Below are 25073 nucleotides of genomic sequence, written 5' to 3'. Positions count from 1 at the left end.
CATGATAAATGGATGGTTCATGTTTACGGCTCATTGTTTAAGCAGCTGATGGAACACCAGCGTAGCAAGCCGCGCAACAAGACGCTATGGAAAAATGCGGGGGGCTATAGTAGGGTTTCGGATAACAATTTAACGTTTGACGACTTATTAAGCGTGTTAATGAGCACCCGATTAAATCACCAGCGGTAATCTATGACTAAAGGCAGCAAACAGCGCGAGTTTTTCCTCGATTCGATCCGAGCCTATTTGATGTTGCTTGGGATTCCGTTTCACCTCTCCCTGATTTATTCCAGCCATGCCTGGGCGGTGAACAGCGCGTCCCCCTCCTTCTCGCTCACGGTGCTGAACGACTTCATCCACGCTTTCCGCATGCAGGTGTTCTTCGTGATATCCGGCTACTTCTCCTACATGCTTTACGAGCGCTACGAGCGCCACCAGTGGCTGAAGGTCAGGCTGGAGCGGGTGGCGATCCCGCTGTTAAGCTCCATCCCGCTAATTACGGTGCCGCAGTTTTTCATGCTGAAATATTTCACCGATAAATTAAACGGCTGGGATGAATTTTCTCTCTATCAGAAAATAAATGTAACAGTTTGGGAATTGGTTTCTCATCTGTGGTTCTTATTGACGCTGTCGTTGTTAACCTGTGCCTGCTTTTATCTGTTCCGTAAAATCAAGCGTCAAACTCGTGAGCATATTCCGGCGTTAATAAACAGACTGCGTGGATTAGGAAACATCTCACTGTGTTTCTTTATTTATGCGGTATGCTATTCGGCCGCGCACCGTATTATTTTAATTGTCGCGCCGCAGCTATTATCCAACGGCCTGTTCAATTTCGTGGTGATGGAGACGATGTTCTACCTGCCGTTCTTCATCCTCGGCGCTTATGCGTTTAAGTACGTGTGGCTTAAGGAGATTTTTCTGCGTCGCTCGCCGCTGGCGCTGCTCGGCTCGCTGCTGTTGTTTATCGCATATATGCTGAATCAAAAGCTGTTGGCGCACAGCAGCTATATGTTCGAGCTGGAAGTGGTGATCAAAACCCTAATGGGGATCCTGATGACCAACGTGGTGTTCTCTTTCGGGCATAACCTGCTGAATTATCACTCGCCGCGCATCACCTATCTGGTCAATGCCTCACTGTTTATATATCTGGTGCACCACCCGTTGACCCTGATATATGGCGCTTTCGTGACGCCTTATATCGGCAACAACCTGTTGGGATTCTTGCTGGGCCTGCTGTTTGTGTTCTCGCTGGCCTTCGCTTTATATGAACTGCACAAGCGTATTCCGGTGCTGCGCTTCTTGTTCTCCGGTAAGCCGCAATAACCTTGCGCCCCTGCAAACCCGATCGTTTGCAGGGGTTTCCTGTCATCTTGCCGTCGTGCAAAAAGCCTATACTGGTGGTTTGCATGCAAAGCACACATTGCTCAGCCTGGCGCCGTCCGTTAGGGCAAAGTGATACGGCTGAATACATACCCTAATCGTTATAACTGCGATGCATAAGTAGAAATCCGGATCCCTGCCTTACGGTAGTGATTGGGCTCAACACCCCCGAAGGGCTGCGCGATCGTTTAATTCATTCGATGGCGTTAGCTGCATCTCCCTTCCGTCACGACAGAGAGGATTTTGAATGACTGATAAGAAGACCCCGGCTCAGGAAGCCGAAGTGGAAAACGCCACCCTGCTGAAGATCCTCGGCAGGCTGCTGTCCGCGCTGGACGCCTCAATCAGCGGCAAAGAACGCAGCATTTTGGTCACTGAACTCTCCAACTTCAATCTCGACGGCATTTCCGAAACGGAAAGCAAGTTGGCCAGCGAGCTGATCAAACGGGCGCTGGAATCGCTCGACCACTAACCCTACCGCGCCTGCAAACCATTAAGCCTGCCTGCGCGGGCTTAATGGTTTTTCCCTCAGCCACGATCGGCCATTGTTGCCAAAGCCGAAATACAGCAGCCTGATAATGTTGGATAAAAGGCAGGATTCTCTCTCTTCTCCTCACTTTCTTCGGTTAATCACACCAAAGGGCAATAATTGATCGGTTGTTTTCGCAATCAGCCTTGGCGTTTTACCCACTAAACACGCTATCATCGACACACGCGCAGTGCCCCCTATCCCCCAGCCTCAGGAGAACGATATTTTGGATGCCAGCACCATTAACAGTTTGTTCGTCATCGGTGCCGTGCTGGTGGGGGCAAGCATTCTGCTCAGCTCATTTTCTTCCCGGCTCGGCATTCCGATCCTGGTGATCTTCCTGGCGATCGGCATGTTGGCCGGCGTCGACGGCCCCGGCGGCATCGTCTTCAGCAATTATCCGGTCGCTTACCTGGTCAGTAACCTCGCGTTGGCGGTGATCCTGCTCGACGGCGGCATGCGCACCCGGGTCAGCTCTTTCCGCGTCGCCCTGTGGCCGGCGCTGTCTCTTGCCACCATTGGCGTGGTGATCACCGCCGGCCTGACCGGCATGGCCGCCGCCTGGCTGTTCAATCTCGATCTGCTGCAGGGGCTGTTGATCGGCGCCATTATCGGTTCCACCGACGCCGCCGCGGTCTTCTCGCTGCTGGGCGGCAAAGGCCTGAACGAGCGCGTCAGCGCCACGCTGGAGATCGAGTCCGGCAGCAACGATCCGATGGCGGTGTTTCTCACCATCACGCTGATTGCGATGATCGCCGCCGGGGAAACCGCGCTGAGCTGGACCTTCCCGCTGCATCTGATGCAGCAGTTCGGCATGGGCATCGTCTTCGGTCTGGGCGGCGGCTGGCTGCTGCTGACGCTGATCAACCACATCAAACTGGCGGACGGCCTCTATCCGCTGCTGGCGGTGAGCGGCGGCATTCTTATTTTCGCGCTGACCACCGCGCTGGACGGCAGCGGCATTCTGGCGGTGTACCTGTGCGGCCTGCTGCTGGGCAATCGGCCGATCCGCAACCGTCACGGCATCGTACAAACCTTCGACGGCTTGGCCTGGCTCAGCCAGATCGGCATGTTCCTGGTGCTCGGCCTGCTGCTCAACCCGCACGAGCTGCTGCCGATCGCCATCCCTGCCCTGCTGTTGTCGCTTTGGATGATCCTGTTTGCCCGCCCGCTGTCGGTGTTTATCGGCCTGCTGCCGTTCCGAAGCTTTACCCTGCGCGAACGCGGCTTTATTTCCTGGGTCGGCCTGCGCGGCGCGGTGCCGGTGATCCTGGCGGTGTTCCCGATGATGGCCGGGCTGCCCAACGCCCAGCTGTTCTTCAACGTGGCGTTCTTCGTGGTGCTGGTCTCCCTGCTGCTGCAAGGCACCACGCTGTCGTTTGCCGCCAAAAAAGCCAAGGTGATCGTGCCGCCGGCGCTGACGCCTATCTCCCGCGTTGGGTTGGATGTGCACCCGGAGAACCAGTGGGAACAGTTCGTTTATCAGCTTTCGGCGGAAAACTGGTGCGTCGGCGCGGCGCTGCGTGAGCTGAGAATGCCGCCCAACACCCGCATTGCCGCCCTGTTCCGCGGCAAAGAGCTGCTGCACCCTAGCGGCAGTACCCGCCTGCGGGAGAACGATATTCTGTGCGTCATCGGTCATGAGCACGACCTGCCGATCCTCGGCAAGCTGTTCAGCCAGGCGCCGGCCGTGACGCTCGACGAGCGCTTCTTCGGTGACTTTATCCTGCAATCCGACGCCCGTTTAAGCGACATCTCGCAGCTTTATGGCCTCAATCTGCAGGACGACGTGGACGAGCAGCAGACGCTTGGCCAGTTCGTCATTCAGCTGATTGGCGGCGAACCGGTGATCGGCGACCAGGTGGAATGGGACGGCCTGACCTGGACCATCGCCGAAATGGACGGCAATCAAGTCAGCAAGATAGGCGTGCGGATTGTAACCGACTGACGCTGCCGCACCGGCTTCGTTACCAGACGAGGGAACTTCTGGCCTTAAGAACGTTCTTAATCACTATCATGATGCATGAAGTACGGCGTCGCTGAATTATATCCGGTTGATATAAAAACAATTTAACAGCGGCGCCAACAGGGATTAGGGATGTGAACGGCAAGACTCGATTTCTTTCGGTGATGATGATCATGGCGCTGGGCGTAGCGGCGCTCGATCTCAGCATCGCCGGTTTGGTCCATAGACTTTTAATTGGATAATTTCAACGTGACGCAGCGGGAACAAGAAAAAGACATTCTGGGGAAAATACTGGTGACGGTGTCCGCGCTTTGCCTGATTCTGGTGGCGGCGTTCCTCATCTGGGGATTCGTGCTGGATTGATACCGCCCGACGCTCAGAGATAAAAAAAACCGCCGCGGCGGTTTTTTTTATGGGTCAGGCGATCAGATCTTGCAACCTTCGCAGTCCGCTTCGTCTTCGAGGAACTCAGGGACCTCTTTTACCTTCTGCGCCGCTTTTTCTTCGGCTTTCGCCAGTTCGGCATCGATATCAAAATCGAAAATATCATCACTCATCGCTTGGTCCTCACTCTGCTTCACGTTCAAACGCTGAGTATAATCGACAAGCCGCCGGCCGGAAACCTTTCAGTTTGCCGCCGCCAGCTGCGGTGGCTCATCCTGCGGCTTTTTTCCGTAGGCCATGTCATACACGTCGTAGAAGTCGATTTCGCCCTTGTTGCCGATGATCACCCGCATCTTCTGTTTCAGCGCGGCGCCGATAGACGGCTCATCCAGCAGCTGCTGCACCGCATAAGGCGACAGCGCGCGGGTAAAGTACCATTCGCCGTTGTAACAAACCCGCAGATCCAGCACCCCGATGTCCTCGAAGCGGTATACCGGCCGGATCTCTATCAGCAGCATGGCGAACATGAACAGCACGAAAGCGGTGAAGCCCAGGAAGGCATATATCCCCATGTACGGCACCTGGTACATCACGGCGATCACCGCGAAATAACCGGCGAACATGGCAAGGCACAGATAGCGGTGAGTGCGGGCGAATTCGCTGTTGAAGCGCGGCTTGCCGTCACGCCCTTCGCGCCGATTGATCTGTTCAATCTCTTTAACCAAGATGCTTTTAATCGCGTCCATCGTTACAACCTTATGCTGGAAACAGCATTGCCATCAAATCTCACCGCTAAAAGTAACACAAGTACAGTTTCGCCGGGTAGATCAGTTAGCCAACTTAATGGCGGCAACTGTTATAGTTCGGATTCAGCGCGGCTGGGCGGCCTTGCCTTGCGCAAACATGAACATGCGCTGGGCCACATCGTCGGCCTGTTTGATTTTCTGCTTTTGCGGTTCGTTGCTGCGTTGAATGGCGCGGGCGTAAGCGATTTCATGAGCCTGATCGATCATCGCGATGATCCGGTCACGTTCGGTCTTCTCCATATTGCCCAACATGGTGGTGATAATCGCCTGATAAGCGTTGGACGCGGCGCTCAGCGCTTTCTCTCTCGCCTCGAGGGCGGCGACGCGTTGCAAGAGTTCCTGCAGTTGCTCGGAGTGAGACATATCGACCTCCTGTTGCCGGGCAGCAAGCCTGCCTGATTACAGTTTAGCAAAGGATCGAAAGAGAAAGAGGAAGGAAAGCCAGCGGTTACGGTAAAGCACACCCGAAAATCCCAACGAGGAGCCGATAGTGCAAATCAACCCGGGTGCGCTTTACGGTAAGCGCGGTGAGATGAAGGGAAGAAAGCTGGCGCGCTATGCAGGACTCGAACCCGCGTCTATCAATTTTCAAGCCAAAACAAGCCATTATAAAACCAATCACTCTGCCAACTGAGTTAATAGCGCGTTCCTTCGCTTCGGGGCGCCATTATCCATAACAACATTATGGACACAAGCTTTTTTAGCATAATGCCCTGAATTTACAGATAAGTCTTAGGTTATCGATAGCGTTATGGCATTACGGCAGCTCAATAATCCGGTAATCGCCGGCGATGAGCGGCTTGCACAAAATCTTGTAGCCATCGCTGTCAAAGTGGCTGGCCGCGCTCTGCAGCTGCTGTGCCTGCGCCAGGCTGCTGACCGAGCCCAGATAAAACCAATTGTGAATCACATGATACTGGCGCAGCGTCTCGCCCTGCTCTTCCAACGCCACGCGCCCGGCGAACGGCCAACAGGCGATGCGCAGCTGTTCCAGCGCCGCGCCGAGCCGCCGCGCATGTTCCTGCGCCGGCTCCACGCCGCAGCAGGCGCCGGCGCACTTGCGCAGGCTGTAGCGGAAGCAGGCTCGCCCGGCGGGCAGCTTGTCGATCCCCAGCTTGCCGTAACATAAACGATGCTCGTCGGCGATGGCGTGCAGCTTTTCCAGCGCGGCATGGCGATTGGCAAACAGCCCATAAAGGTGGGGCGTGACGGCGAAATCGATCTCTTTGGCGTAGGCAATCGTCACCGTGTCCGCCTGCAGACGCAGCGCGCACAGCTGTTTCGAGCGCCGCAGGCGCTTGTTGAACAGCGGCTGCTGTTGCTTGATCAACTGCGCCTCCAGCAGCAGTGCCCCCAACTCGCCGGCGGTCTCGATAAAGCTGATATGCCGGGTTTGCCGCAGCATTTTTGCCTCGTCCTGCGCACGGAAATGCGCCATTACGCGGCTGCGTACGTTGACGCTTTTACCGATGTAAAGCGGCAGGCTTTCGCTCTGGCCGTGAAACACATAGACGCCCGGCCCTTTGGGCAACGGCGCCAGGCAGGCGCGCAGGTGCTCCGGGTATTGGTAAATGTCGAGTTCCGGCTCGAGGCGGTTTGGCATCATGGCGGCGGCGTTATCCTGCTGATGAATGAATACTGGTTTTTTAGCCAGTATAGCGTGCCGCGCAGCCGGTTGCACACCCGGCGGATAATAACTCACCGTGATCTTTAGCGGGAAAGCCTTTACTATCCCCTTTCCAGCGGGAAAGCGCCTCACGTTTAGCGCCAGTTCAGGCTGGCGCTGCCATGATGGCAGACTGGAACCGCCGCTTTTATCGTTATGGAAAACCTGGGCATGCCATCACTGAAACTCACACCCCGTCGTCTGGCGTTGATCGCCGTCATCGTTTTCATCGCCGTCGCCATCGCGCTGGCCCTCTATTGGCAACGCCCGCCGCAGCAGGATTACGTTACCGCACCGGCCCGCCTGGGCGATATCGAGAATGCCGTGCTGGCCACCGGGCGGCTGGATGCCGTCGAACGCGTTAATGTCGGCGCGCGGGTCTCCGGTGAAGTCAAATCGCTGAAGGTCAAACTGGGGGATCGCGTCACCAAAGGACAGCCGATCGCCGACATCGACGATCTGCAACAGCGCAACGATCTGCGCAACGCCGAGGCGGCGCTGAACGTCATCAAAGCCGAACTGCAGGCCAAGCAGGCACAGCTTAAGCAGGCCGAGTCGCGTTTCAAACGCCAGCGGCGCATGCTGAACGACGAAGCCAGCTCGCGTGAAGACTTCGAAACCGCCGAGGCCACGCTCGCCACCACCCGCGCCGAACTGCTTTCGCTCAATGCGCGCCTGGTGCAGGCGCAGATTGAAGTCGATAAGAAAAAGATCGACCTGGGGTATACCCGCGTCGTCGCGCCGATGGACGGTATCGTCATCGCCGTGGTCACGCAGCAGGGGCAAACGGTCAACTCCACCCAAAGTGCGCCGACCATCGTCAAGCTGGCGCGGCTGGATATGATGACCATCAAGGCGCAGATCTCCGAAGCCGACATCACCCGCATTTCGCCGGGGCAAAAGGCTTACTTCACCATTTTCTCCGATCCGGATAAACGCTACGACGCCACGCTGCGCACCATCGAACTGGCGCCGGAATCGGTGATGAAAGACGACTCGCTCGCCGGCACCAGCTCCGCTTCGGGCTCCGGGACCTCGAACGCGTCGGTCTATTACAACGCGCTGCTGGACGTGCCCAACCCGGAAAACCGCCTGCGCATCGCCATGACCGCGCAGGTTTCCTTGCTGCTCGGCGAAGCGAAGAATGCCTTGCTGGTGCCGATCCAGGCGGTGCATAAAACCGAAGCAAAAGTGCAACAGGTGCAGGTGCTGACCCAGGATCAGCGGCTGGAAACGCGTGAAGTGACCACCGGCATCACCAACAACGTCGACATTCAGATCCTCAGCGGCCTGAAAGCCGGTGAAACCGTGGTGCTGTCGCAGCCCGCCGCCAAGTCGGCTGAGGATGGCATTTTCCTGTGAACGCGATCATCGAGCTAAAAGGCATCAGCCGGACCTACACCAACGGCGGTCAGGCGCTGACGGTGTTGAAAGACATCGATTTGACCATCGCCGCCGGCGAGCTGGTGGCGATCATCGGCGCCTCCGGCTCCGGCAAATCGACGCTGATGAACATCATGGGCTGTCTCGACGTGCCGGATCGCGGCGACTACTACATCAGCGGCCAGAACGCCGCCCACCTGTCGCCGGACGAACTGGCCCGCCTGCGCCGCGAGCATATCGGCTTTATCTTCCAGCGTTATCATCTGATGCCCGATCTCAGCGCGCTGGGCAACGTTGAAATTCCGGCCATCTACGCCAACGCCCGGCGCGATCAGCGGCGACAGCGAGCGGCGCAGCTGCTCGCGCGGTTGGGTCTGGAAGGACGCGAAGACCACAAGCCCGGCCAGCTTTCCGGCGGCCAGCAGCAGCGCGTCAGCATCGCGCGCTCGCTGATCAACGGCGGCGAAATTATCCTGGCGGACGAACCGACCGGCGCGCTGGACACCCAATCCGGCCAGGAAGTGCTGGCGATCCTCAGCGAGCTGAATCAGCGCGGCCACACCGTGGTGATCGTCACCCACGATATGAACGTGGCACAACATGCGCAGCGCGTCATCGAGCTGCGGGATGGCGAGATCATCGCTGACAGCGGCCGCCAATCGGCACCCGCCGTCGCGCTGCCGCCACCGAACCGCAGCCGGCAAAGCGGCTGGCAAAGCCTGATCGACCGCACCCGTGAATCGCTGCACATGGCGCTGAAAGCGATGAACGCCCATCGCCTGCGCACCGCGCTGACCATGACCGGCATTATCTTCGGCATCGCCGCCGTCGTTACGGTCGTGGCGCTGGGCGAAGGGGCCAAGCAGCGCACGCTGGAGAATATCAAGGGACTTGGCACCAACGTGGTAAGCATCTATCCGGGGCGTGATTTCTTCGACGACGCCATCGACAGCATCCGCACCCTAGTGCCGGCCGATGCCGACGCGCTGGCGCAGCAAAGCTTCGTCGACAGCGTCAGCCCGGAGGTCAGCGCGTCCGACAGCATTCGTTTTCGCAGTAAATCCGCCACTGCGTCAATCACCGGCGTCGGGCGCGACTATTTCCGCGTCAACGGCATCACGCTGGTGCAAGGCGCCACCTTCCGCGACGATCGCAACGCGCTGCAGGAAGTGATCATCGACGACAACGCGCGCCAGGCGCTGTTCGGCGATTTCGGCGTCGAGCCGCTCGGCCAGATCGTGTTTCTCGGCTCGGTGCCGGCGCGGGTGGTCGGCGTCGCCAAAAGCGAACGCAACTATGCGCCCAACCGCATCAGCGTCTGGATGCCCTACAGCACGGTGATGTACCGCATGGTCGGCAAAACCACGCTCAGCGGCATTACCGTGCGGCTGAAGGATGACATCGCCAGCGAAGCCGCCGTCAGCGCCATTACGCAGTTGCTGACCCAGCGCCATGGCGTCAAGGATTTCATGACGTTCAACCGCGATCAGTTCCGTAAATCGATCGAGCGCACCTCGATGACGCTCAGTTTGCTGATCCTGATGGTGGCCTCGATCTCGCTGGTGATCGGCAGCCTGGGCGTGATGAACATCATGCTGGTCTCGGTGACCGAGCGCACCCATGAGATCGGCGTGCGCATGGCGGTCGGCGCAAGGCGCGGCGATATCATGCAACAGTTCATGATCGAGGCGGTGCTGGTCTGCCTGATCGGCGGCGCATTGGGTATCGCACTGTCGTTCGCCGCCGGGTCGCTGTTCACCTCGCTGGCGGGCGGCATGTTCACCGCCATCTATTCCTGGCAAGCCGCCGCGACGGCGTTTTTCTGTTCAACCTTAATCGGCATGATCTTCGGTTATCTCCCCGCCCGCAAAGCGGCAAGGATGGATCCGGTCGTTTCATTGGCCAGCGAGTAACCCATGAAAATTTTCTCTCCCTTGGCATTAAGCCTCGCCGTCCTGCTCACCGCCGGCTGCGGCAACGCCCTGAAAAGCGACTACCGGGCGCCGCAGGTCAACTACCCGACGAGCTGGCAGCACGCCGCCGAAAACGCCGCGCCGACGCCGTTCGACTGGCGCGATTTCCACGATCCCGAGCTCGATCGCTGGCTGCGACAGGTGATGGCGAGCAACAACGATCTGGCCGTCGCCGTGTTGCGCGTCTACCGCGCGCGCCTCGAGGCTGAACGCGTTGGCATCAGCACCGCGCCCGACGTCAACGCCTCGTTGAACAGCGGCATCAATCGCCCGCTGTCGGAGTCCTCCTCCTGGAATAAAACCAGCGGCGCGACGCTCTCTACGAGCTATGAAGTCGACCTGTGGGGCAAATTGGCGCGCCAGCGCGACGCCGCCGAGTGGGCCAGCCAGGCTTCCGAGCAGGATCTGCAGACGGCGCGCCTGACGCTGCTGGCCAACGCCGCCACGAATTACTGGCGCATCGGCTTCCTCAATCAGCAGATCGGCGTCAGCCAGGCGAGCATCGCCTACGCCAAACAGACGCTGCGGCTGGCCAACGCCCGCTACCGGGCCGGCAGCATCTCGGCGCTGGACGTGGTGAACGCGGAACAAAACGTGCTAACGCAGGAAAGCCGGCTGCTGACGTTGCAACACGAACGTCAACAGGCGTTGAACGAACAGGCGGTGCTGCTGGGCGTACCTTCAGGCCAGACCACCATCGCGCCCGCACGTCTGCCGACGGCGGCAATGCCGCAGATCAGCACCGGCATTCCCGCCAACGTCTTGAGCCGTCGCCCGGATCTCAGCGCCAAAGAGCTGCGGTTGCGCGCCGCTCTGGCCAACGTCGACGAGAAACGTCTGCAATACTACCCCGCTTTCAGCCTGACCGGCTCGCTGGGCGCCAGCAGCAGCGCGCTGCTGGAGTTTCTGCGCAACCCGACGGGCAGCCTCGGCGCCGGCCTGACGTTGCCGTTCCTGCAATGGCGGCAAATGGGCGTGGATATCAAGATCGCCCGTAACGACTACGAACAGCAGGTGCTGGAATTCAGGCAGGCGCTGTACAAGGCGATGGGCGATGTAAATAACGCCCTGTCGCTGCGCGCGCAGCTGCTGGCGCAAGAGGCGCAGTTGCAGGCCTCGCTGGCGCTGGCGCGCAAATCGGAGCGGCTGAACGAGGTGCGTTACCGGCAGGGCGCCGTCACCATTACCGATTGGCTGAATGCTCAGGAGCAGCGTCGTCAGGCGGAGCTGGCGGTGGACGAAAACCGCTTCGCGCAGTACCAGAACCTGGCGAAAATCTATCTGGAATTCGGCGGTTCATCGGCCCTCTGATCCAAACTGCCTGGCCATCCGGCCAGGTGGTTTTTTAGCGGCAAACACATCAATTTTTCCTGTTTTATCTCCCGCACTCTCTATACTTCAAACATGGCCAATCAGACGAAAAACCGTCAAATCGCACAATTATTAGACCATTATCGCACCAAATTAGTGCAAATACTTAAGTTAAACTGCTGGATTTGATCGCCGCAAGATATAACGTTAAGCTATAGATGCAAAATAATTAGTCACCTAAATGACATAACCTTGGCATAAACGACGATATTTTGTGATCCACATCCCAACTTAAATGTGGATAATGAATCGTCTTGAACCGCGATTCGATTAGCCGATTTGATAACTCGAAAACAACAGTGAACGGAGATTACGCTTTCACGAACAACGAATAATTCATTAAGGGATGATTATATGAAGTTAAGAAAAAAACGACATAAACCGATGCACATCAGCGACATCACCATCATCGATGACAGCAAACTCAAGAAAGCGATCACCGCGGCGGCCCTGGGCAACGCGATGGAGTGGTTCGACTTCGGCGTATACGGCTTTGTCGCCTACGCACTTGGCCAGGTCTTCTTCCCCGGCGCCTCGCCCGGCGTACAAATGATCGCCGCGCTGGCAACCTTCTCCGTGCCCTTCCTGGTACGTCCGCTCGGCGGTCTGTTCTTTGGCGCCATGGGTGACAAGTTCGGTCGCCAAAAGGTGCTCTCGGTCACCATTATCATCATGGCGGTCAGCACCTTCTGTATCGGCCTGATCCCGTCCTATGCGTCGATCGGTATCTGGGCACCGATCCTGCTGCTGCTGGCCAAGCTGGCGCAGGGCTTCTCCGTCGGCGGTGAATATTCCGGTGCGGCAATTTTCGTCGCCGAATACTCGCCGGACCGCAAACGCGGCTTTATGGGCAGCTGGCTGGACTTCGGCTCCATCGCCGGCTTTGTGATGGGCGCAGGCGTGGTGGTGCTGATCTCCAGCATCGTCGGCGAAGCCAACTTCCTCGACTGGGGCTGGCGTATCCCGTTCTTCATCGCCGCGCCGTTGGGCTTGATCGGCCTCTATCTGCGCCATGCGCTGGAAGAAACCCCGGCGTTCCAGCAGCACGTGGACAAGATGGAGAAAGAGGATCGCAACGCCATCGAAAATCCGCCAAAAACCTCGTTCAAAGAGATCGCGGCCAAACACTGGAAAAGTCTGCTGGTGTGCGTCGGCATCGTGATTTCCACCAACGTGACCTATTACATGCTGCTGACCTACATGCCGAGCTACCTGTCGCATAACCTGCACTACTCGGAAGATCACGGCGTTCTGATCATCATCGCCATCATGATCGGCATGCTGTTCGTACAGCCGGTAATCGGCCTGACCAGTGACCGCATCGGCCGTAAGCCGTTCATTATCGGCGGCAGCATCGGCCTGTTGGCGCTGGCGATCCCGTGCTTCATTCTGATCAACAGCAACGTGATTGGCCTGATCTTCGTCGGTCTGCTGGTGCTGGCGGTGCTGCTCAACTCCTTCACCGGGGTGATGGCCTCAATTCTGCCGGCGATGTTCCCGACGCACATCCGCTACAGCGCGCTGGCGATTTCGTTCAACATTTCGGTGCTGATCGCCGGTGCGACGCCGACCGCCGCCGCCTGGCTGGTCGAAGCGACCGGCAACCTGTACATGCCGGCCTACTATCTGATGGTCGTGGCGGTGATCGGTCTTATCACAGGTCTGTACATGAAAGAAACCGCCAACAAACCGCTGCGCGGCGCGACGCCGGCTGCGTCTGACCGTTCAGAGGCGAAAGAGCTGCTGCAGGAGACCTACGACAACATCGAACAGAAAGTCGAGGACATCAACGCGCAGATCGCCGAATTGGAAAAGAAAAAGCAGATCCTGATCGACCAGCATCCCAAGCTGGACTGATCGGCGCTGAAAGACAAAAGCCACCCGATTGGGTGGCTTTTTTGCTTTAAATTCAACCGAAATAATACGCAGCGCATTTTATGACAATCGGGTTTGATGGTAGGCTTTACAGCACACTCTTAATTGATGAAGCACACGATCATGAGCAAAATGGACCTTCCCGTCATCATCGGTATCCTTGTTATGCTCACCCTGTGGCTCGGCGCACTCTTCAACATCGGCGATATCACCTTCACCATTTCACGCCTGTTCCACTGGATTGAAAGCCAACGCGGCTAACCCGCACAGGCGGTGGAAAACATCGGCTATGATTGAAAGACCTTACCGCCATTTTCCGCGATTATCGCTCGCGATAAAGGGGACTGTATCATGACCGATTATGCGTTCTACAATCAGATCCTGACCCGGCTGGCCGCCAATCACCCCGGCACGCTGGATGAAAAAACCTACGAACTGTGGAAGCAAGACGCCACCAGCCCGCATGCGTTCGCCGATCCCTTCGCCTATCTCAAAACCAAGGGCCTGATACAGGCCTATGTGATGAGCGACATCGACGAGAACAACTATGATATCGACCCGCATCAAACGCGGATCACCGCTGCCGGTCTCGAATTCATTCGCAACGGCGGGTTCAAATAAGGGCGACGCGCGCCAATAAAAAACCGCCAGACGGCGGTTTTTTACTCTACAAGCATGCGGACCGGCTCAGGCGGGGAAAGGCCGATAAAATATGCGCAGCACTTCGTTGTCGCCCTGGCGTAAAAAACCGCCTTCAGGCTGCCAGCGCAGATCGCGTGCCAGATTGAGATTTTCCCAGCCGACCGCGCCCCCCACGCCGATGCAAAGATTTTTATTGCCTGCGGCAAATCCCGCACCGGTACCGATCATGGCATGCAGCAAACGGGGCGCCGCCGCGTCACGCAGGGAGAATATGCCGATAAAACATCCCTGCGGCGCGCGCAGCATATCGGCCATCGTGCGGATCTCGGTATCGTCCGGGCTAACGAAATGTTTGTATTGCTTATCGAACACCGTCTGCCACAGCTGCTTGTATTTCGCCTTGCTGAGCGCGCCTGAACGGTGGGCACAAAGCACCACCGCATCCCAGCACATCTCCCCGCTCAACGAAAAATACTCTTCCGTATCGGTTTGCGGCTTATCGGCGTAATGCCGTGCAAATTCAGCCGCATTCAAATGCGGTGGCACGGCCTGTCTGGCAACGTCACTCTTGTAGCGCTTGAAATTCAACCAATGCACGGGAAGCCTCCTCTTCACCCGGTAGATTAACAAACCGGCAGCCGTGGATGAGACGCGCCATCAAATCCAGGGCATCGTCGGCAGCGGCGATTTCGTCGTCATTCAGCCCCTGTTCCACCGACCGCTCAATCGCGTTCATCACCCCTGGAGCGCTGGTTTCATCCCCCTGCGCCACCACGTCCAACACCGCTTTGCCAATCGCCAAACAAAGCTCATGATCAAACTCAACCTCTTTATACGGATACGGTTGCATAATCACTCCGATAAATTTTTACCCCAGAATACTAGACCACAATGGCGTATCGCGCCTGCCGCCGTAGCGCAGCGCTGTATGCAACCGAAGAGAAATGCATCAGGCCCCGGGTTGATAGCCCGAAGCCCGATAAAAGGCAGGTTATTGCGGTGCTTGTTCGCTAGGGCGAATGATAAAACAAGTGGCGGTTGCCGAAGCCAGCAGCTTCCCTTGCGCCGTTTTGAGCGTGCCTTCCGCGAAGGCCACGTTTTTGGCCGCATAGACCAGACGCCCTTCGGCGATCAGGTCAGTTTCCTTCGGCACAGGGCGCAACATTTTAACCTGCAGATCGACGGTGCCATACCCAATCCCCGCGCCCAGCGTACTGTGCACCGCGCAACCGGTCACCGAGTCCAAGACCGTGGCGGCAAAGCCGCCATGAACGCCCCCCAGCGGATTCAGGTGGCGCCCGTCAGCCCGCGCCACGATGCGGATATACCCCTCTTCAACCGCCACCGGTTTCATGGGCACGGTTTCAGCGATCGAAGCCGGTGGGATTTTACCGGCCATCGCAGCCTGTAACAGCGCCAGTCCGGTCATTTTTGTCGGGTCCATGGGTTTCTCCTCGGGTCAGTAAACCTCTCATATAGTAGAGGTCAGACCTGTCCGCTTGCTTTTTCGTGCGGATGCCACCTACGCCCTGACTCCTTTGAGTGTGACCAGCATCACCCTTTAGGGTTAATGACCACAAATTTATTAGTGCCTTTAGATTTAAAACAACTTTCTGCAGCCAACACAGCCGGAAACTGAGCGCAGTTAAGTTCAACATTATTAAGGCGTATTTATCATGGATTTCTTTCTGCAATTAGCGGTGATATTGGCATGCCTGCTGTATGGGGCGCGTAAGGGCGGCATTGCGCTGGGGTTACTGGGTGGGATCGGGTTGATGATCCTGGTGTTCGGCTTTCACCTGCAGCCCGGCAAACCGCCGGTAGACGTGATGCTGGTGATCATCGCGGTGGTGGCGGCCTCCGCCACCCTGCAGGCCTCGGGCGGGTTGGACGTCATGCTGCAGATCGCCGAACGGATGCTGCGACGTAACCCGCGCTATGTCTCGATCATCGCGCCGTTCGTGACCTGCATTCTCACTATCCTGTGCGGCACCGGGCACGTGGTGTACACCATCTTGCCGATCATTTATGACGTGGCGATCAAAAATGACATCCGCCCAGAGCGGCCGATGGCGGCCAGCTCGATCGGCGCGCAGATGGGCATTATCGCCAGCCCGGTTTCGGTGGCGGTGGTCTCACTGGTGGCGATGCTCAGCAGTTACACCTTCAATGGTCGCCATCTGGAATTCCTCGACCTGCTCTCTATCACCATACCTTCTACCCTGTGCGGCATTCTGGCGATCGGCATCTTCAGCTGGTTCCGCGGCAAAGACCTGGACAAAGACCCGGAGTTCCAGAAATTCATCTCGGTGCCGGAAAACCATCGCTACGTCTATGGCGATGCCGCCACCTTACTGGATCGGGTGCTCCCACGCAGCAACTGGATCGCCATGTGGATTTTCCTCGCCACCATCGCACTGGTGGCGGTGCTGGGGGCATTTTCCGATCTGCGGCCCAGCTTCGGCGGCAAGCCGCTCTCCATGGTCCTGGTGATCCAGATGTGCATGCTGATGGCCGGGGCGTTGATCGTCATCATTACCCGCACCAACCCGGCGTCTATCTCTAAAAACGAAGTGTTCCGCTCCGGCATGATCGCCATCGTGGCGGTGTATGGCGTCGCCTGGATGGCGGAAACCATGTTCGGCGCGCACCTGGCGCAGATCGAAGCCACGCTGGGCGTGCTGGTGAAAGAATATCCCTGGGCCTATGCGCTGATCCTGCTGCTGGTGTCGAAATTCGTTAACTCGCAGGCCGCCGCACTGGCGGCACTGGTGCCGGTGGCGCTGGCGATCGGCGTCAACCCGGCCTATATCGTCGCTTCGGCGCCGGCCTGTTACGGTTATTATATTCTGCCGACCTACCCCAGCGATCTGGCGGCGATCCAGTTCGACCGCTCCGGCACCACCCGCATCGGCCGCTTCGTGATCAACCACAGCTTTATTCTGCCCGGCCTGATCGGCGTCAGCGTCTCCTGCGTCTTCGGCTGGATCCTCGCCGCGGCGTTCGGTTTCTTATGAGTTGTATTTCGGAGCCCTGCGGGGCTCCTCCGTGCAGGCAGGCTGACAATCAAAGGGTATGAGCATGATAAGAAAGGAAAAAGTGCAGGTGCAATACGAATTTCAGGCACAAAAAAACCGCCTCTCGGCGGTTACGACATTACTACTTATTGCTTTGATTATTCGGTATTTTCGTTCCCTGGTACCCGGGGCGGGACTTGAACCCGCACAGCCATAAGCCGAGGGATTTTAAATCCCTTGTGTCTACCGATTTCACCACCCGGGCTCGGGAAAGTTGGAGGCGCGTTCCGGAGTCGAACCGGACTGGACGGATTTGCAATCCGCTACATAACCGCTTTGTTAACGCGCCTTTATTCTGTTTGCCTTTTCAGGCCAAAGCCGGTGACTCACCCACTTCGTTTTGTTCTTTTGGTTGGCGATGTTGAAATCGCTTATCCTAATCATCTGATTCTTAAGTAATTTATTTCGTTACCGCCGAATCGATGGACTGCATTATGGACTAAACCCCCCACCTTGGCAACCCCCCGAAATAGCAAAAAGTTCTCTAACGCTTTCAACTGCTTATTTTGTGGGCGCACTGTTCACAATGCCGACGCAAAGGCAAGCGGAATGTTGATTTTATATGCATCGGCTCAGGAATTCACGGGCAAATCGGTTCTTTTTTCTCGGCAGGAACCGCTTACCCGCGCCCTCTCCGGCTTTTCATTTGCTTATGGTGATGGGGTACCGTGCATAACATCCTCATGGGGAGCATCGCGCAACCTCCGGCGCCACCATAAAAACCCAGCGATCGTGCCCGGCAAAACCGCGATCGTACCAAAAATACGCTGATCGGCATTCAGCAAACCAGGAGCAACGGCGGATAGCACCGCGCATAACAGCAGAAACCACCGCAATCGGCGAATGCCGGGATGAGCGATTCCGACGATAGCCCCCACCAAACATGCCGGCAGAAAACCGAGCGCATAGGAAAAAGCCCCAATGAACACCAGCATTCCCAGCACATCGCCGACGTTAAAGTACCCGGGATCCACATAGCCACTGATACCAAACGTCATCAGCAGCAGCATCAGCATGCCCCCCAACGGCGGGGCGACCAGCCCGAAGAACAATATGCATCCTGCCAGTCTCCTGACCAGATGCCGTATAGCGCCAGACTTCATACTCCCTCCCGTTCCCGCTTCCTTAATGATACCGGCAGGATTGCAATAATGAGGCCCCTACCCGGCGGGCGCCCCAATCCATAGGCTTAAGTGGGTTTCTTCGAGACCTTTTTCTTCGCCGCAGGCAGCTGAGCATAAGTCAGCGCGATTAATTGGGAAAGCCAGGCGCTATCGCCCCACTTCTCTTCCGGAATCACAAAACAAGGCTTTGCACCCGGATAAGGCGGCGCTTCTGAATATTCGTTCAGAAACGCTTTGCCGCCCTGCGTCGGTTTAACAAACAACCGATCATCGCAGACCAGCGCCACCATTTTCTCAGCGCAATAAATACCATACTCACCGAACATCCTCTTCGCCGAAAGCTTACCCGGTGCAGAAATATTGCCGATGATAAACTCTACCGTACTCAGTTTTGAAACCATCGGGCTCCCTTCTTCGTATTCGCAGTCCATCCGTATCAGGCTGGGCCTATTTCAGCTCCTCACCATAAACGCTCTTTCATCATGCAGACAGACCACTTCACTTTGCCGATATCCCAGCAATTAGCCGCGGCCAAAGCGCAGCGCGGCTGCGCCTGAACATGTTGATATGCCCGATCGCCTGACCATCAACCTCCGCCGGCTGCAGCAAGTGGACGGCATGTCGCGCGTTAGGCAACAGCCGCAGCCAGTCAGCGATACTGCGCGGCGTTACCAGCACGTCATCGGCGGCGGCAACCACGGCGATCGGTGCCTGGAATGCGGCATAGTAATGACGTTGAATTTCCGTACCAAAGGCATTTTCCACGTAGCCCGGCCGCCGACACCAAGCGGCCCATTGCCGGGCGACGCCGGCGGGTAAATCCTCTCCCCACCCCAGCCACTTTGCCGGCCCATAGCCGAGCAGCCGTACCGAGAGCGGAATATAGCCCCACATCAAGCCGATCGCCATCGCCCTGAACGGCCAACGGATATTGCCGATATAGCCAGAAGAAGCGGAAACCGCAGTCAGGCTGCGCACGGCATGGTGGTTCGGCATCAACCCCGCCAGCTGAGCGCCAGCGCTGTGCCCGATCACATGCGCCTGTTGCGCAGCCGTTTTCGCCAGCAGCCAGTTCAGTGCCGCCGGCATATCACACTCTCCCCAGTCCTGTTTACGGGCTTTGGAGTACCGGACATGCGCTTCCGCCAGTGAAACGCCGACGCCCCGATAATCGAACACCATCACCGGATGCCCCTGCTCGCTCAGCCACTGTGCAAAGGCATAGTAGAACCCTTGTTTAACGCCTGTGGCGGGGCAAATCAGCACCGGCGTATTGCTACCGCCCAATGCAGGAAAATAGCTGCCGCCCAACACATAGCCGTCCGCAGCGGTAAAGCGGATGGCGTCGTGCGCCGTCTTATTTTCTTCCTGCATGGCGATCCTCCCGGCCTAGCCAAAATTCTGCCGCTCATTCTTGCATCGTTCAACGGCGGCATCCAGCAGGCGAGCGCTAGCGGGAGACCACGATCGAGTTTCTGCCTCATCGGAACGGCTTTGGCCACAGAAAGAAAACGAGCGTCCAACGGCGCCTTGTTACTCGTTATGCCACAGGTAGCTATTCTCCACCTCAGGCCGCCAGGTTGCGCAGCTCTCCCCCGTTCCATGATTGGCCGAAGTCCAGGGGTTTTCGATAAACGGCCATGGCCTATTTGTGCGTAACGCCTGCTGAACGAGGACCCTCATCGAAAGCACCCCGGAGTGGCTCCAGCTCAACGGGTTCGGGATCTCCGCACAATAGTTCAGCGTGGGCCCAAATTCCCCCGGCGTTTTCGGCAGCGCGAGATTGACAGACACCGAAGCCCCCATGCTCAAAGCATGCCGGTTTTTTGCATACTCAGGTAAGGCAACCTCTGCGCGCTGCAACGCCTGTTGCACACTGGGCTGGCGCCACACAGGTTTCAGAGGCAGCACCAAAGTGACCCCATCCAGCAACGCACCACGGTGGCTGACAGGGAGATTGAAAGTAAGGCGCGTCGGCTGCTGTTCCGACGGGCCAGGTATAATCTGCGGCCGCACGGTCACCGTATGGTCTATTATGTCATCCGCAAAATGCGGTGAGGGGTAACACGTCACGCCGGTCATGCAGCGCGAAAGCTTTAAGCGCCTGCTCTGCTTCCAATAATGCCCGGTCACTCCCGAGCCCTGAATCATCGCGGCCAGCGCGGCTTGATTATCTGTCGGGCTCGCATACGGATAATGCAGCGCGTAAGTTTCAACGGTGAACGCGACGGTGTCGCCGGCTGTCGATTCCGCTGACCAAGACCACCCTACCGTTACCATGACGATCCACAAAATGCGGTGCATACCCACAGCCACCTCCTTGTTATCAGACTCACGGAAATATCCCTTCCTGCAGTCGCTTGTTCATCATCGCCGGGTGGTGACAATGCCTGATCGGTCGCTTAGATATCCAGACTATTTGTCAGGAGAGAAAAAGTACATCATTAGGAAGAGAAATGCGCGATTCTGTTGCTTCGGTATATCGAATCGACGGCCAGAAACATAGCCGCTGATTTAAAGAGGGGTGAGGTACAGAAAGCGAGAGGGAATAGAAAACGAAAAAGGGGCCGAGGCCCCTTTTTCTGACCTGCTGAATCACCGGGATTCAACAGGCTAATGTTTGGAGCGGGAAACGAGGCTCGAACTCGCGACCTCAACCTTGGCAAGGTTGCGCTCTACCAACTGAGCTATTCCCGCATTACCAGAACTGACTGATTTCCTTGCTATCTTTCGGCAATTCATCGTTGTCGTCTGATGCGATGCATTCTACTTACCTGACGTGATGAGTCAATAAAATTGTTGGCTCATCACGATCGTTTGCCGATTTTTGCAGCGTATCGATCACGGTTCCAGCAGATCGTTGCGCGCGGCATTCAAATATTGGAACATCGACCAGAAAGTCAGCACCGCCGCGATATACAGCAAACCGATCGCCACATACTCTACGGAGCGGTCCGGCCGCCACAGCAAGCCCACCAGCGACATCATCTGCGCCATGGTTTTCACTTTGCCGATCCAGGACACCGCCACGCTGCTGCGTTTGCCAATTTCCGCCATCCACTCTCGCAGCGACGAAATGATGATTTCACGGGCGATCATGGTGGCCGCCGGCAGCGTGATCCACCAGCTGTGGTAGTGCTCCGCCACCAGCACCAGCGCCACCGCCACCATCACTTTGTCCGCAACCGGATCCAAAAACGCCCCGAAGCGCGTCGTTTGTTTCCAGCGGCGTGCCAGGAAGCCGTCAAACCAGTCGGTGACGGCGGCAAACACAAAGATAACGGCGCAAACCATCGGAGCCCAGCTGAACGGCAGATAAAACGCCAGCACAAAGAATGGGATCAGAACTACGCGAAACAGGGTAAGCCAAGTCGGTATATTCAATTGCATAATGCTACGGTAACTATCTGGCTAGAGTGGAAATTAAGAGTATGTTGCTACATTGCCCTCAGTGTTTCAATGCATTGTAGATCTTTTCTGCCAATGCTTGTGAAATACCCGGCACTTTTGCAATTTCCTCCACGCTGGCGTTCAACAAAGGTTGCAGTCCGCCCATATACTTCAACAGCACCTGGCGCCGTTTCGGCCCTACGCCTTCAATCAGCTCCAGTGCGCTGGTATTTCTGACTTTCGCCCTTCTCTGCCGGTGGCCGGTAATCGCATGGTTGTGCGAATCATCGCGGATGTGTTGGATCACATGCAGCGCCGGCGAATCCGGCGGCAGCGAAATCCCCTCACCTTCTGGCACGAAGAACAGCGTTTCTAACCCGGCCTTGCGATCGGCGCCTTTGGCGATGCCAATCAGCAGCGGCTTGTTCTTGTCCCAGGTAACGTTCAGCGATTTGAACACGTCGATCGCCATGCCGAGCTGCCCTTTGCCGCCGTCGATGAAGATGACATCCGGGATCTTTTTCTCTTCCAGCGCCTTACCGTAACGGCGCTTCAGCACCTGCGTCATCGCCGCATAGTCATCGCCGGGGGTGATGCCGCTGATATTGTAGCGCCGATACTCCGCGCGCACCGGGCCGTTACCGTCGAACACCACACACGAAGCCACGGTTTGTTCGCCCATGGTGTGGCTGATATCGAAGCACTCCATACGGTTGATTTCCGTCAGGTTCAGCACCTTGGCCAGCTCCGCCAGCCGCTGATGGATCGTCGACTGTTGCGAAAGCTTGGTGGTCAACGCCGTTGCCGCGTTGGTACGCGCCAGCTTCAGATAACGGGCGCGGTCACCGCGCGGTTTGCTTTGAATTTGAATCTTGCGTCCCGCCAGCTCGGAGAGCGACTCCGCAAGCAGGTCTTTTTCCGGCAGGCTGAAATCCAACAGGATCTCGCCGGGCAACGTACGCGCCTGGCTGCCTTGCAGGTAGAACTGGCCGACAAAGGTCTGCACCACTTCGCTCATATCCGTGCCGCCCGGCACTTTAGGGAAATAGCTGCGGCTCCCCAGCACCTTGCCCTGACGGATGAACAACACATGCAGGCACGCCATACCGGCGTCGAACGCCACGCCGATCACGTCCAGATCGTCGCTGTCGCCCGACACGAACTGCCGTTCGGTAACGCGGCGCACGGCCTGAATTTGATCGCGAATGCGCGCCGCCTCTTCGAAATTGAGCAGTTTGCTGGCTGCTTCCATGCGCGCAATCAGCTGATGCAACACCTGCTGATCTTTGCCCGAAAGGAACAGCCGCACGTAGTCCACCTGCTGCCGGTACTCTTCTTCACTCACCAGGCCGGCGACACAAGGGCCCAGGCAGCGGCCGATCTGATACTGCAGGCACGGGCGCGAGCGATTACGATACACGCTGTTTTCGCACTGGCGGATCGGGAACAGCTTCTGCAGCAGCGCCAGCGTTTCACGCACGGCGTAAGAGTTGGGAAAAGGCCCGAAATATTCGCCCTTGGCGTGTTTGGCGCCGCGGTGCACCGCCAAACGGGGATGGGTATCCGCGCTGAGAAAAATCAGCGGATAAGATTTATCGTCGCGCAAAAGAACATTATATCGCGGTTGGTACAATTTAATGTAGTTATGTTCCAACAACAGCGCTTCCGTTTCGGTGTGGGTAACCGTTACGTCTATTTGCGCGATATTTTTAACCAGCGTCTCGGTTTTACGGCTGCTGACCTGCTGCCGAAAATAGCTGGCGAGACGTTTTTTCAGGTCTTTGGCTTTACCGACGTAGATCACCGTGCCCGTGGCGTCGTACATACGGTAGACGCCGGGCTGGCTGGTGACGGTACTCAGGAAGGCTTTGGCATCAAAACGGTCATTCACTGCTTAACAACGTCTCCGCATTGAACAATCCATGTCGGATGGCCAGGTGAGTCAGTTCGACGTCGCCGCTGATATTCAGTTTGCTGAACATGCGGTAACGGTAACTGTTCACCGTTTTCGGGCTGAGACTCAACTGCTCCGAGATCTCATTCACTTTTTTGCCTTTGGTGATCATCAGCATGATCTGCAACTCGCGTTCAGACAGGCAGCTGAACGGCGTTTCAGCCTGGGGCTCCAGCTGACTCAGGGCCATCTGCTGGGCGATATCAGACGCGATATAGCGCTGCCCCGCATGCACGGAGCGCAAGGCGTTAATCACTTCCTGCGGCGCGGCGCCCTTGCTCAGGTAACCGGCGGCCCCCGCCTGCATCACCTTCGCGGGCAGCGGGTTTTCAGTATGGATAGTCAACATGATGACTTTGACGTCGGGTGCATAACGCACAATCTTGCGCGTGGCTTCCAGCCCGCCAATGCCCGGCATATTCATGTCCATCAGCACGATATCGACAGCGTTGCCACGGCACCATTTTACGGCGTCTTCACCGCACTGGGCCTCACCGACAACTTTTATACCTTTGATATCTTCAAGAATGCGTCGTATCCCTGCGCGCACCAGTTCGTGGTCATCAACAAGAAGAACGCTAATCAAGGAAAAATCTCCAAAAAAAGGGAGTAACGCAATCAGCCTCTGTTTTCGCCAGAGATATTACTTGTTTTTCAGACAAGAATGAACACAGATTAATACATACTTCCGAATAACTTTGCGGAGCAGAGCTGATTTTTCAATTTTAGCCATCTATGCCGCCAATAAATCGTCACGTCGGAAAAGATCGGGCGACGAAAATAATTTCGTTGCGCCGCGTCAGACACAGGATAGCGCGATAATCATGCAGCGAGGGGGAAATCTGTGTAAGCAATCACGACATGAATAATATTAGCACGGCGGTTGGCCGTTTGTAATCATTTGATATTTAAAGACGTAGCAAAAACCACCGCCATCGTCGGCCGAACACCCGGCGTGCAGAACTATTATTCCCGGCGAACATCGGCAAAATCGGTGCCAGCCGCCTCAAATAATTATAATAACCCCAATGGTTCAACAATAACGTGCCGGACAAATACTTGTTAACCGCCCCGAAATAACTTACCGATAATGGATGATTCAGGCTGGCGGTGAACGGGCGCTGCCCACCGGCGTGAGTGGAGCAAGCCCGGTGCAGATGATGGACGCATGCTATGCTATACTCCGCGCCCAGTTAAATTCGCCGCCGCGCATGGGGCAACGTTTAGCCCGCGCGCGATGCGCCAAAGCAGCTTGTATCAGGCTACGGCCTCAAAAAATCAGGAGAGAAAATGAGCAACGTTGATTTCACTACGTCTGCAAACCCGGAGATCTTGGCGACCGAGGTTGCCTGCCTCAAAGCCACGCTGACGCTGATCCTGAAGTCGATCGGCCAGGCCGACGCCGGGAAAGTTATCATCAACATGGAACGTTTTATCGCCCAGATTGAAGATCCCACCCAAGCGGAAATCTTCAAGAACAGCATTCAGCAAATCAAGCACGCTTACCGTCAGTAAGCGTTGCGTCTCAGACCCGCGCTTCATGCGGGTCTGCT

The 25073-nt window shown here is 56.9% G+C and carries 26 protein-coding genes and 4 tRNA genes; 12 read left to right on the top strand and 18 right to left on the bottom strand.

Translation table 11 applies throughout. The annotated features are described in order from the left end of the window. The first annotated feature begins 192 nt into the window (after positions 1-192). The 4 genes from mdoC to QOL81_RS11830 all read left to right on the top strand — a co-directional run bounded on the left by mdoC (position 193) and on the right by QOL81_RS11830 (position 4238). Complete coding sequence (gene mdoC / locus QOL81_RS11845) at positions 193-1323, top strand: glucans biosynthesis protein MdoC (protein WP_060419569.1); 1131 nt, start codon at positions 193-195, stop codon at positions 1321-1323. Positions 1324-1627: 304 nt separating this feature from the next. After that, a complete protein-coding gene (locus tag QOL81_RS11840) occupies positions 1628-1852 on the top strand; it encodes a hypothetical protein (protein WP_060440221.1) in 225 nt (74 codons plus the stop codon). A 283-nt stretch (positions 1853-2135) separates the two neighbouring features. After that, positions 2136-3857: a potassium/proton antiporter gene (locus QOL81_RS11835; protein WP_060440222.1), complete on the top strand. Its 1722-nt coding sequence runs from the start codon at positions 2136-2138 to the stop codon at positions 3855-3857. A 252-nt stretch (positions 3858-4109) separates the two neighbouring features. Then, on the top strand, positions 4110-4238 hold the full coding sequence (locus QOL81_RS11830; RefSeq protein ID WP_019455877.1) for a hypothetical protein: 129 nt from the start codon (positions 4110-4112) through the stop codon (positions 4236-4238). Positions 4239-4300: 62 nt separating this feature from the next. On the opposite strand, the gene QOL81_RS11825 is transcribed toward QOL81_RS11830, so the two are convergent. From QOL81_RS11825 to cho, 5 genes are all read right to left on the bottom strand, one after another. After that, positions 4301-4432: a hypothetical protein gene (locus tag QOL81_RS11825; protein WP_015377413.1), complete on the bottom strand. Its 132-nt coding sequence runs from the start codon at positions 4430-4432 to the stop codon at positions 4301-4303. A gap of 69 nt (positions 4433-4501) precedes the next feature. Beyond that, a complete protein-coding gene (locus QOL81_RS11820) occupies positions 4502-5005 on the bottom strand; it encodes a YlaC family protein (RefSeq protein ID WP_038875410.1) in 504 nt (167 codons plus the stop codon). Positions 5006-5128: 123 nt separating this feature from the next. Further along, positions 5129-5428, bottom strand: a complete 300-nt coding sequence (locus tag QOL81_RS11815) for a sigma-S stabilization anti-adapter protein IraP (RefSeq protein ID WP_016928230.1) — start codon at positions 5426-5428, stop codon at positions 5129-5131. Positions 5429-5613: 185 nt separating this feature from the next. Beyond that, a tRNA-OTHER gene (locus QOL81_RS11810) sits at positions 5614-5710 on the bottom strand. 112 nt (positions 5711-5822) lie between these two features. Further along, a complete protein-coding gene (cho, locus tag QOL81_RS11805; RefSeq protein WP_197827433.1) occupies positions 5823-6671 on the bottom strand; it encodes an excinuclease Cho in 849 nt (282 codons plus the stop codon). A gap of 231 nt (positions 6672-6902) precedes the next feature. Here cho and etsA point away from each other — a divergent pair, with 231 nt between their 5' ends. The 6 genes from etsA (at position 6903) to QOL81_RS11775 (ending at position 13954) form a co-directional block, all read left to right on the top strand. Next, positions 6903-8093: a macrolide efflux RND transporter periplasmic adaptor subunit EtsA gene (gene etsA, locus QOL81_RS11800; protein WP_457644841.1), complete on the top strand. Its 1191-nt coding sequence runs from the start codon at positions 6903-6905 to the stop codon at positions 8091-8093. Next, positions 8090-10027 carry a MacB family efflux pump subunit gene (locus QOL81_RS11795; protein ID WP_060419575.1) on the top strand — a complete coding sequence of 646 codons (1938 nt, stop codon included), beginning with the start codon at positions 8090-8092 and terminating at the stop codon, positions 10025-10027. The genes etsA and QOL81_RS11795 overlap by 4 nt, the downstream gene beginning before the upstream one ends. A 3-nt stretch (positions 10028-10030) precedes the next feature. Then, the gene (gene etsC / locus QOL81_RS11790) at positions 10031-11398 is read left to right on the top strand and encodes a macrolide efflux RND transporter outer membrane subunit EtsC (RefSeq protein WP_060419577.1); all 1368 of its coding nucleotides are present in this window, start codon (positions 10031-10033) and stop codon (positions 11396-11398) included. A 414-nt stretch (positions 11399-11812) separates the two neighbouring features. After that, a complete protein-coding gene (gene proP, locus QOL81_RS11785; protein ID WP_060419579.1) occupies positions 11813-13315 on the top strand; it encodes a glycine betaine/L-proline transporter ProP in 1503 nt (500 codons plus the stop codon). A 141-nt stretch (positions 13316-13456) separates the two neighbouring features. After that, entirely contained in the window at positions 13457-13594 is a 138-nt protein-coding gene (locus QOL81_RS11780; protein ID WP_162215441.1) for a hypothetical protein, read from the top strand. Positions 13595-13684: 90 nt separating this feature from the next. Further along, entirely contained in the window at positions 13685-13954 is a 270-nt protein-coding gene (locus QOL81_RS11775) for a hypothetical protein (RefSeq protein ID WP_033646469.1), read from the top strand. Between the two features lie 66 nt (positions 13955-14020). On the opposite strand, the gene QOL81_RS11770 is transcribed toward QOL81_RS11775, so the two are convergent. The 3 genes from QOL81_RS11770 to QOL81_RS11760 form a co-directional block, all read right to left on the bottom strand. Next, positions 14021-14572, bottom strand: a complete 552-nt coding sequence (locus tag QOL81_RS11770; RefSeq protein WP_060419581.1) for a hypothetical protein — start codon at positions 14570-14572, stop codon at positions 14021-14023. Further along, positions 14538-14825: a hypothetical protein gene (locus QOL81_RS11765; RefSeq protein ID WP_060419583.1), complete on the bottom strand. Its 288-nt coding sequence runs from the start codon at positions 14823-14825 to the stop codon at positions 14538-14540. The genes QOL81_RS11770 and QOL81_RS11765 overlap by 35 nt, the downstream gene beginning before the upstream one ends. 141 nt (positions 14826-14966) lie before the next feature. Next, a complete protein-coding gene (locus QOL81_RS11760) occupies positions 14967-15419 on the bottom strand; it encodes a PaaI family thioesterase (RefSeq protein ID WP_060419585.1) in 453 nt (150 codons plus the stop codon). A gap of 232 nt (positions 15420-15651) precedes the next feature. Here QOL81_RS11760 and QOL81_RS11755 point away from each other — a divergent pair, with 232 nt between their 5' ends. Continuing rightward, positions 15652-16992 carry an anaerobic C4-dicarboxylate transporter gene (locus QOL81_RS11755; protein WP_060419586.1) on the top strand — a complete coding sequence of 447 codons (1341 nt, stop codon included), beginning with the start codon at positions 15652-15654 and terminating at the stop codon, positions 16990-16992. Between the two features lie 179 nt (positions 16993-17171). Here QOL81_RS11755 and QOL81_RS11750 read toward each other — a convergent pair. The 10 genes from QOL81_RS11750 to uvrY form a co-directional block, all read right to left on the bottom strand. Further along, a tRNA-Leu gene (locus tag QOL81_RS11750) sits at positions 17172-17257 on the bottom strand. A gap of 10 nt (positions 17258-17267) precedes the next feature. Then, a tRNA-Cys gene (locus QOL81_RS11745) sits at positions 17268-17341 on the bottom strand. Between the two features lie 361 nt (positions 17342-17702). Beyond that, positions 17703-18155, bottom strand: coding sequence for a hypothetical protein (locus tag QOL81_RS11740; protein ID WP_102984888.1), 453 nt, complete (start codon positions 18153-18155; stop codon positions 17703-17705). 86 nt (positions 18156-18241) lie between these two features. Then, positions 18242-18577, bottom strand: a complete 336-nt coding sequence (locus QOL81_RS11735) for a TfoX/Sxy family protein (protein WP_197827436.1) — start codon at positions 18575-18577, stop codon at positions 18242-18244. Positions 18578-18674: 97 nt separating this feature from the next. After that, a complete protein-coding gene (locus QOL81_RS11730; protein WP_102984889.1) occupies positions 18675-19550 on the bottom strand; it encodes an alpha/beta hydrolase family protein in 876 nt (291 codons plus the stop codon). Between the two features lie 159 nt (positions 19551-19709). Next, a complete protein-coding gene (locus QOL81_RS11725; protein WP_197827437.1) occupies positions 19710-20480 on the bottom strand; it encodes a hypothetical protein in 771 nt (256 codons plus the stop codon). A gap of 317 nt (positions 20481-20797) precedes the next feature. After that, a tRNA-Gly gene (locus QOL81_RS11720) sits at positions 20798-20873 on the bottom strand. A 144-nt stretch (positions 20874-21017) separates the two neighbouring features. Then, positions 21018-21566 (bottom strand): CDP-diacylglycerol--glycerol-3-phosphate 3-phosphatidyltransferase, encoded by a 549-nt coding sequence (gene pgsA, locus QOL81_RS11715; protein ID WP_033642639.1) that lies wholly within the window; start codon positions 21564-21566, stop codon positions 21018-21020. A 58-nt stretch (positions 21567-21624) separates the two neighbouring features. Continuing rightward, positions 21625-23457 (bottom strand): excinuclease ABC subunit UvrC, encoded by a 1833-nt coding sequence (gene uvrC, locus QOL81_RS11710; protein WP_072271027.1) that lies wholly within the window; start codon positions 23455-23457, stop codon positions 21625-21627. Further along, on the bottom strand, positions 23450-24106 hold the full coding sequence (uvrY, locus tag QOL81_RS11705; RefSeq protein ID WP_004927947.1) for a UvrY/SirA/GacA family response regulator transcription factor: 657 nt from the start codon (positions 24104-24106) through the stop codon (positions 23450-23452). Before uvrY ends, uvrC begins: the two co-directional genes overlap by 8 nt. 704 nt (positions 24107-24810) lie before the next feature. Between uvrY and QOL81_RS11700 the strand changes: the two genes are divergently transcribed. Further along, positions 24811-25035: a DUF2594 family protein gene (locus QOL81_RS11700; RefSeq protein WP_004927950.1), complete on the top strand. Its 225-nt coding sequence runs from the start codon at positions 24811-24813 to the stop codon at positions 25033-25035. The last annotated feature ends 38 nt before the right edge of the window (positions 25036-25073 follow it).

Source organism: Serratia sp. CC22-02 (assembly GCF_900182895.1).
In the GTDB taxonomy this organism is placed as follows: domain Bacteria; phylum Pseudomonadota; class Gammaproteobacteria; order Enterobacterales; family Enterobacteriaceae; genus Serratia; species Serratia nevei.
The sequence above is the reverse complement of the archived record's forward strand: the minus strand, read 5'-3'. Positions and strand labels throughout refer to the sequence as shown.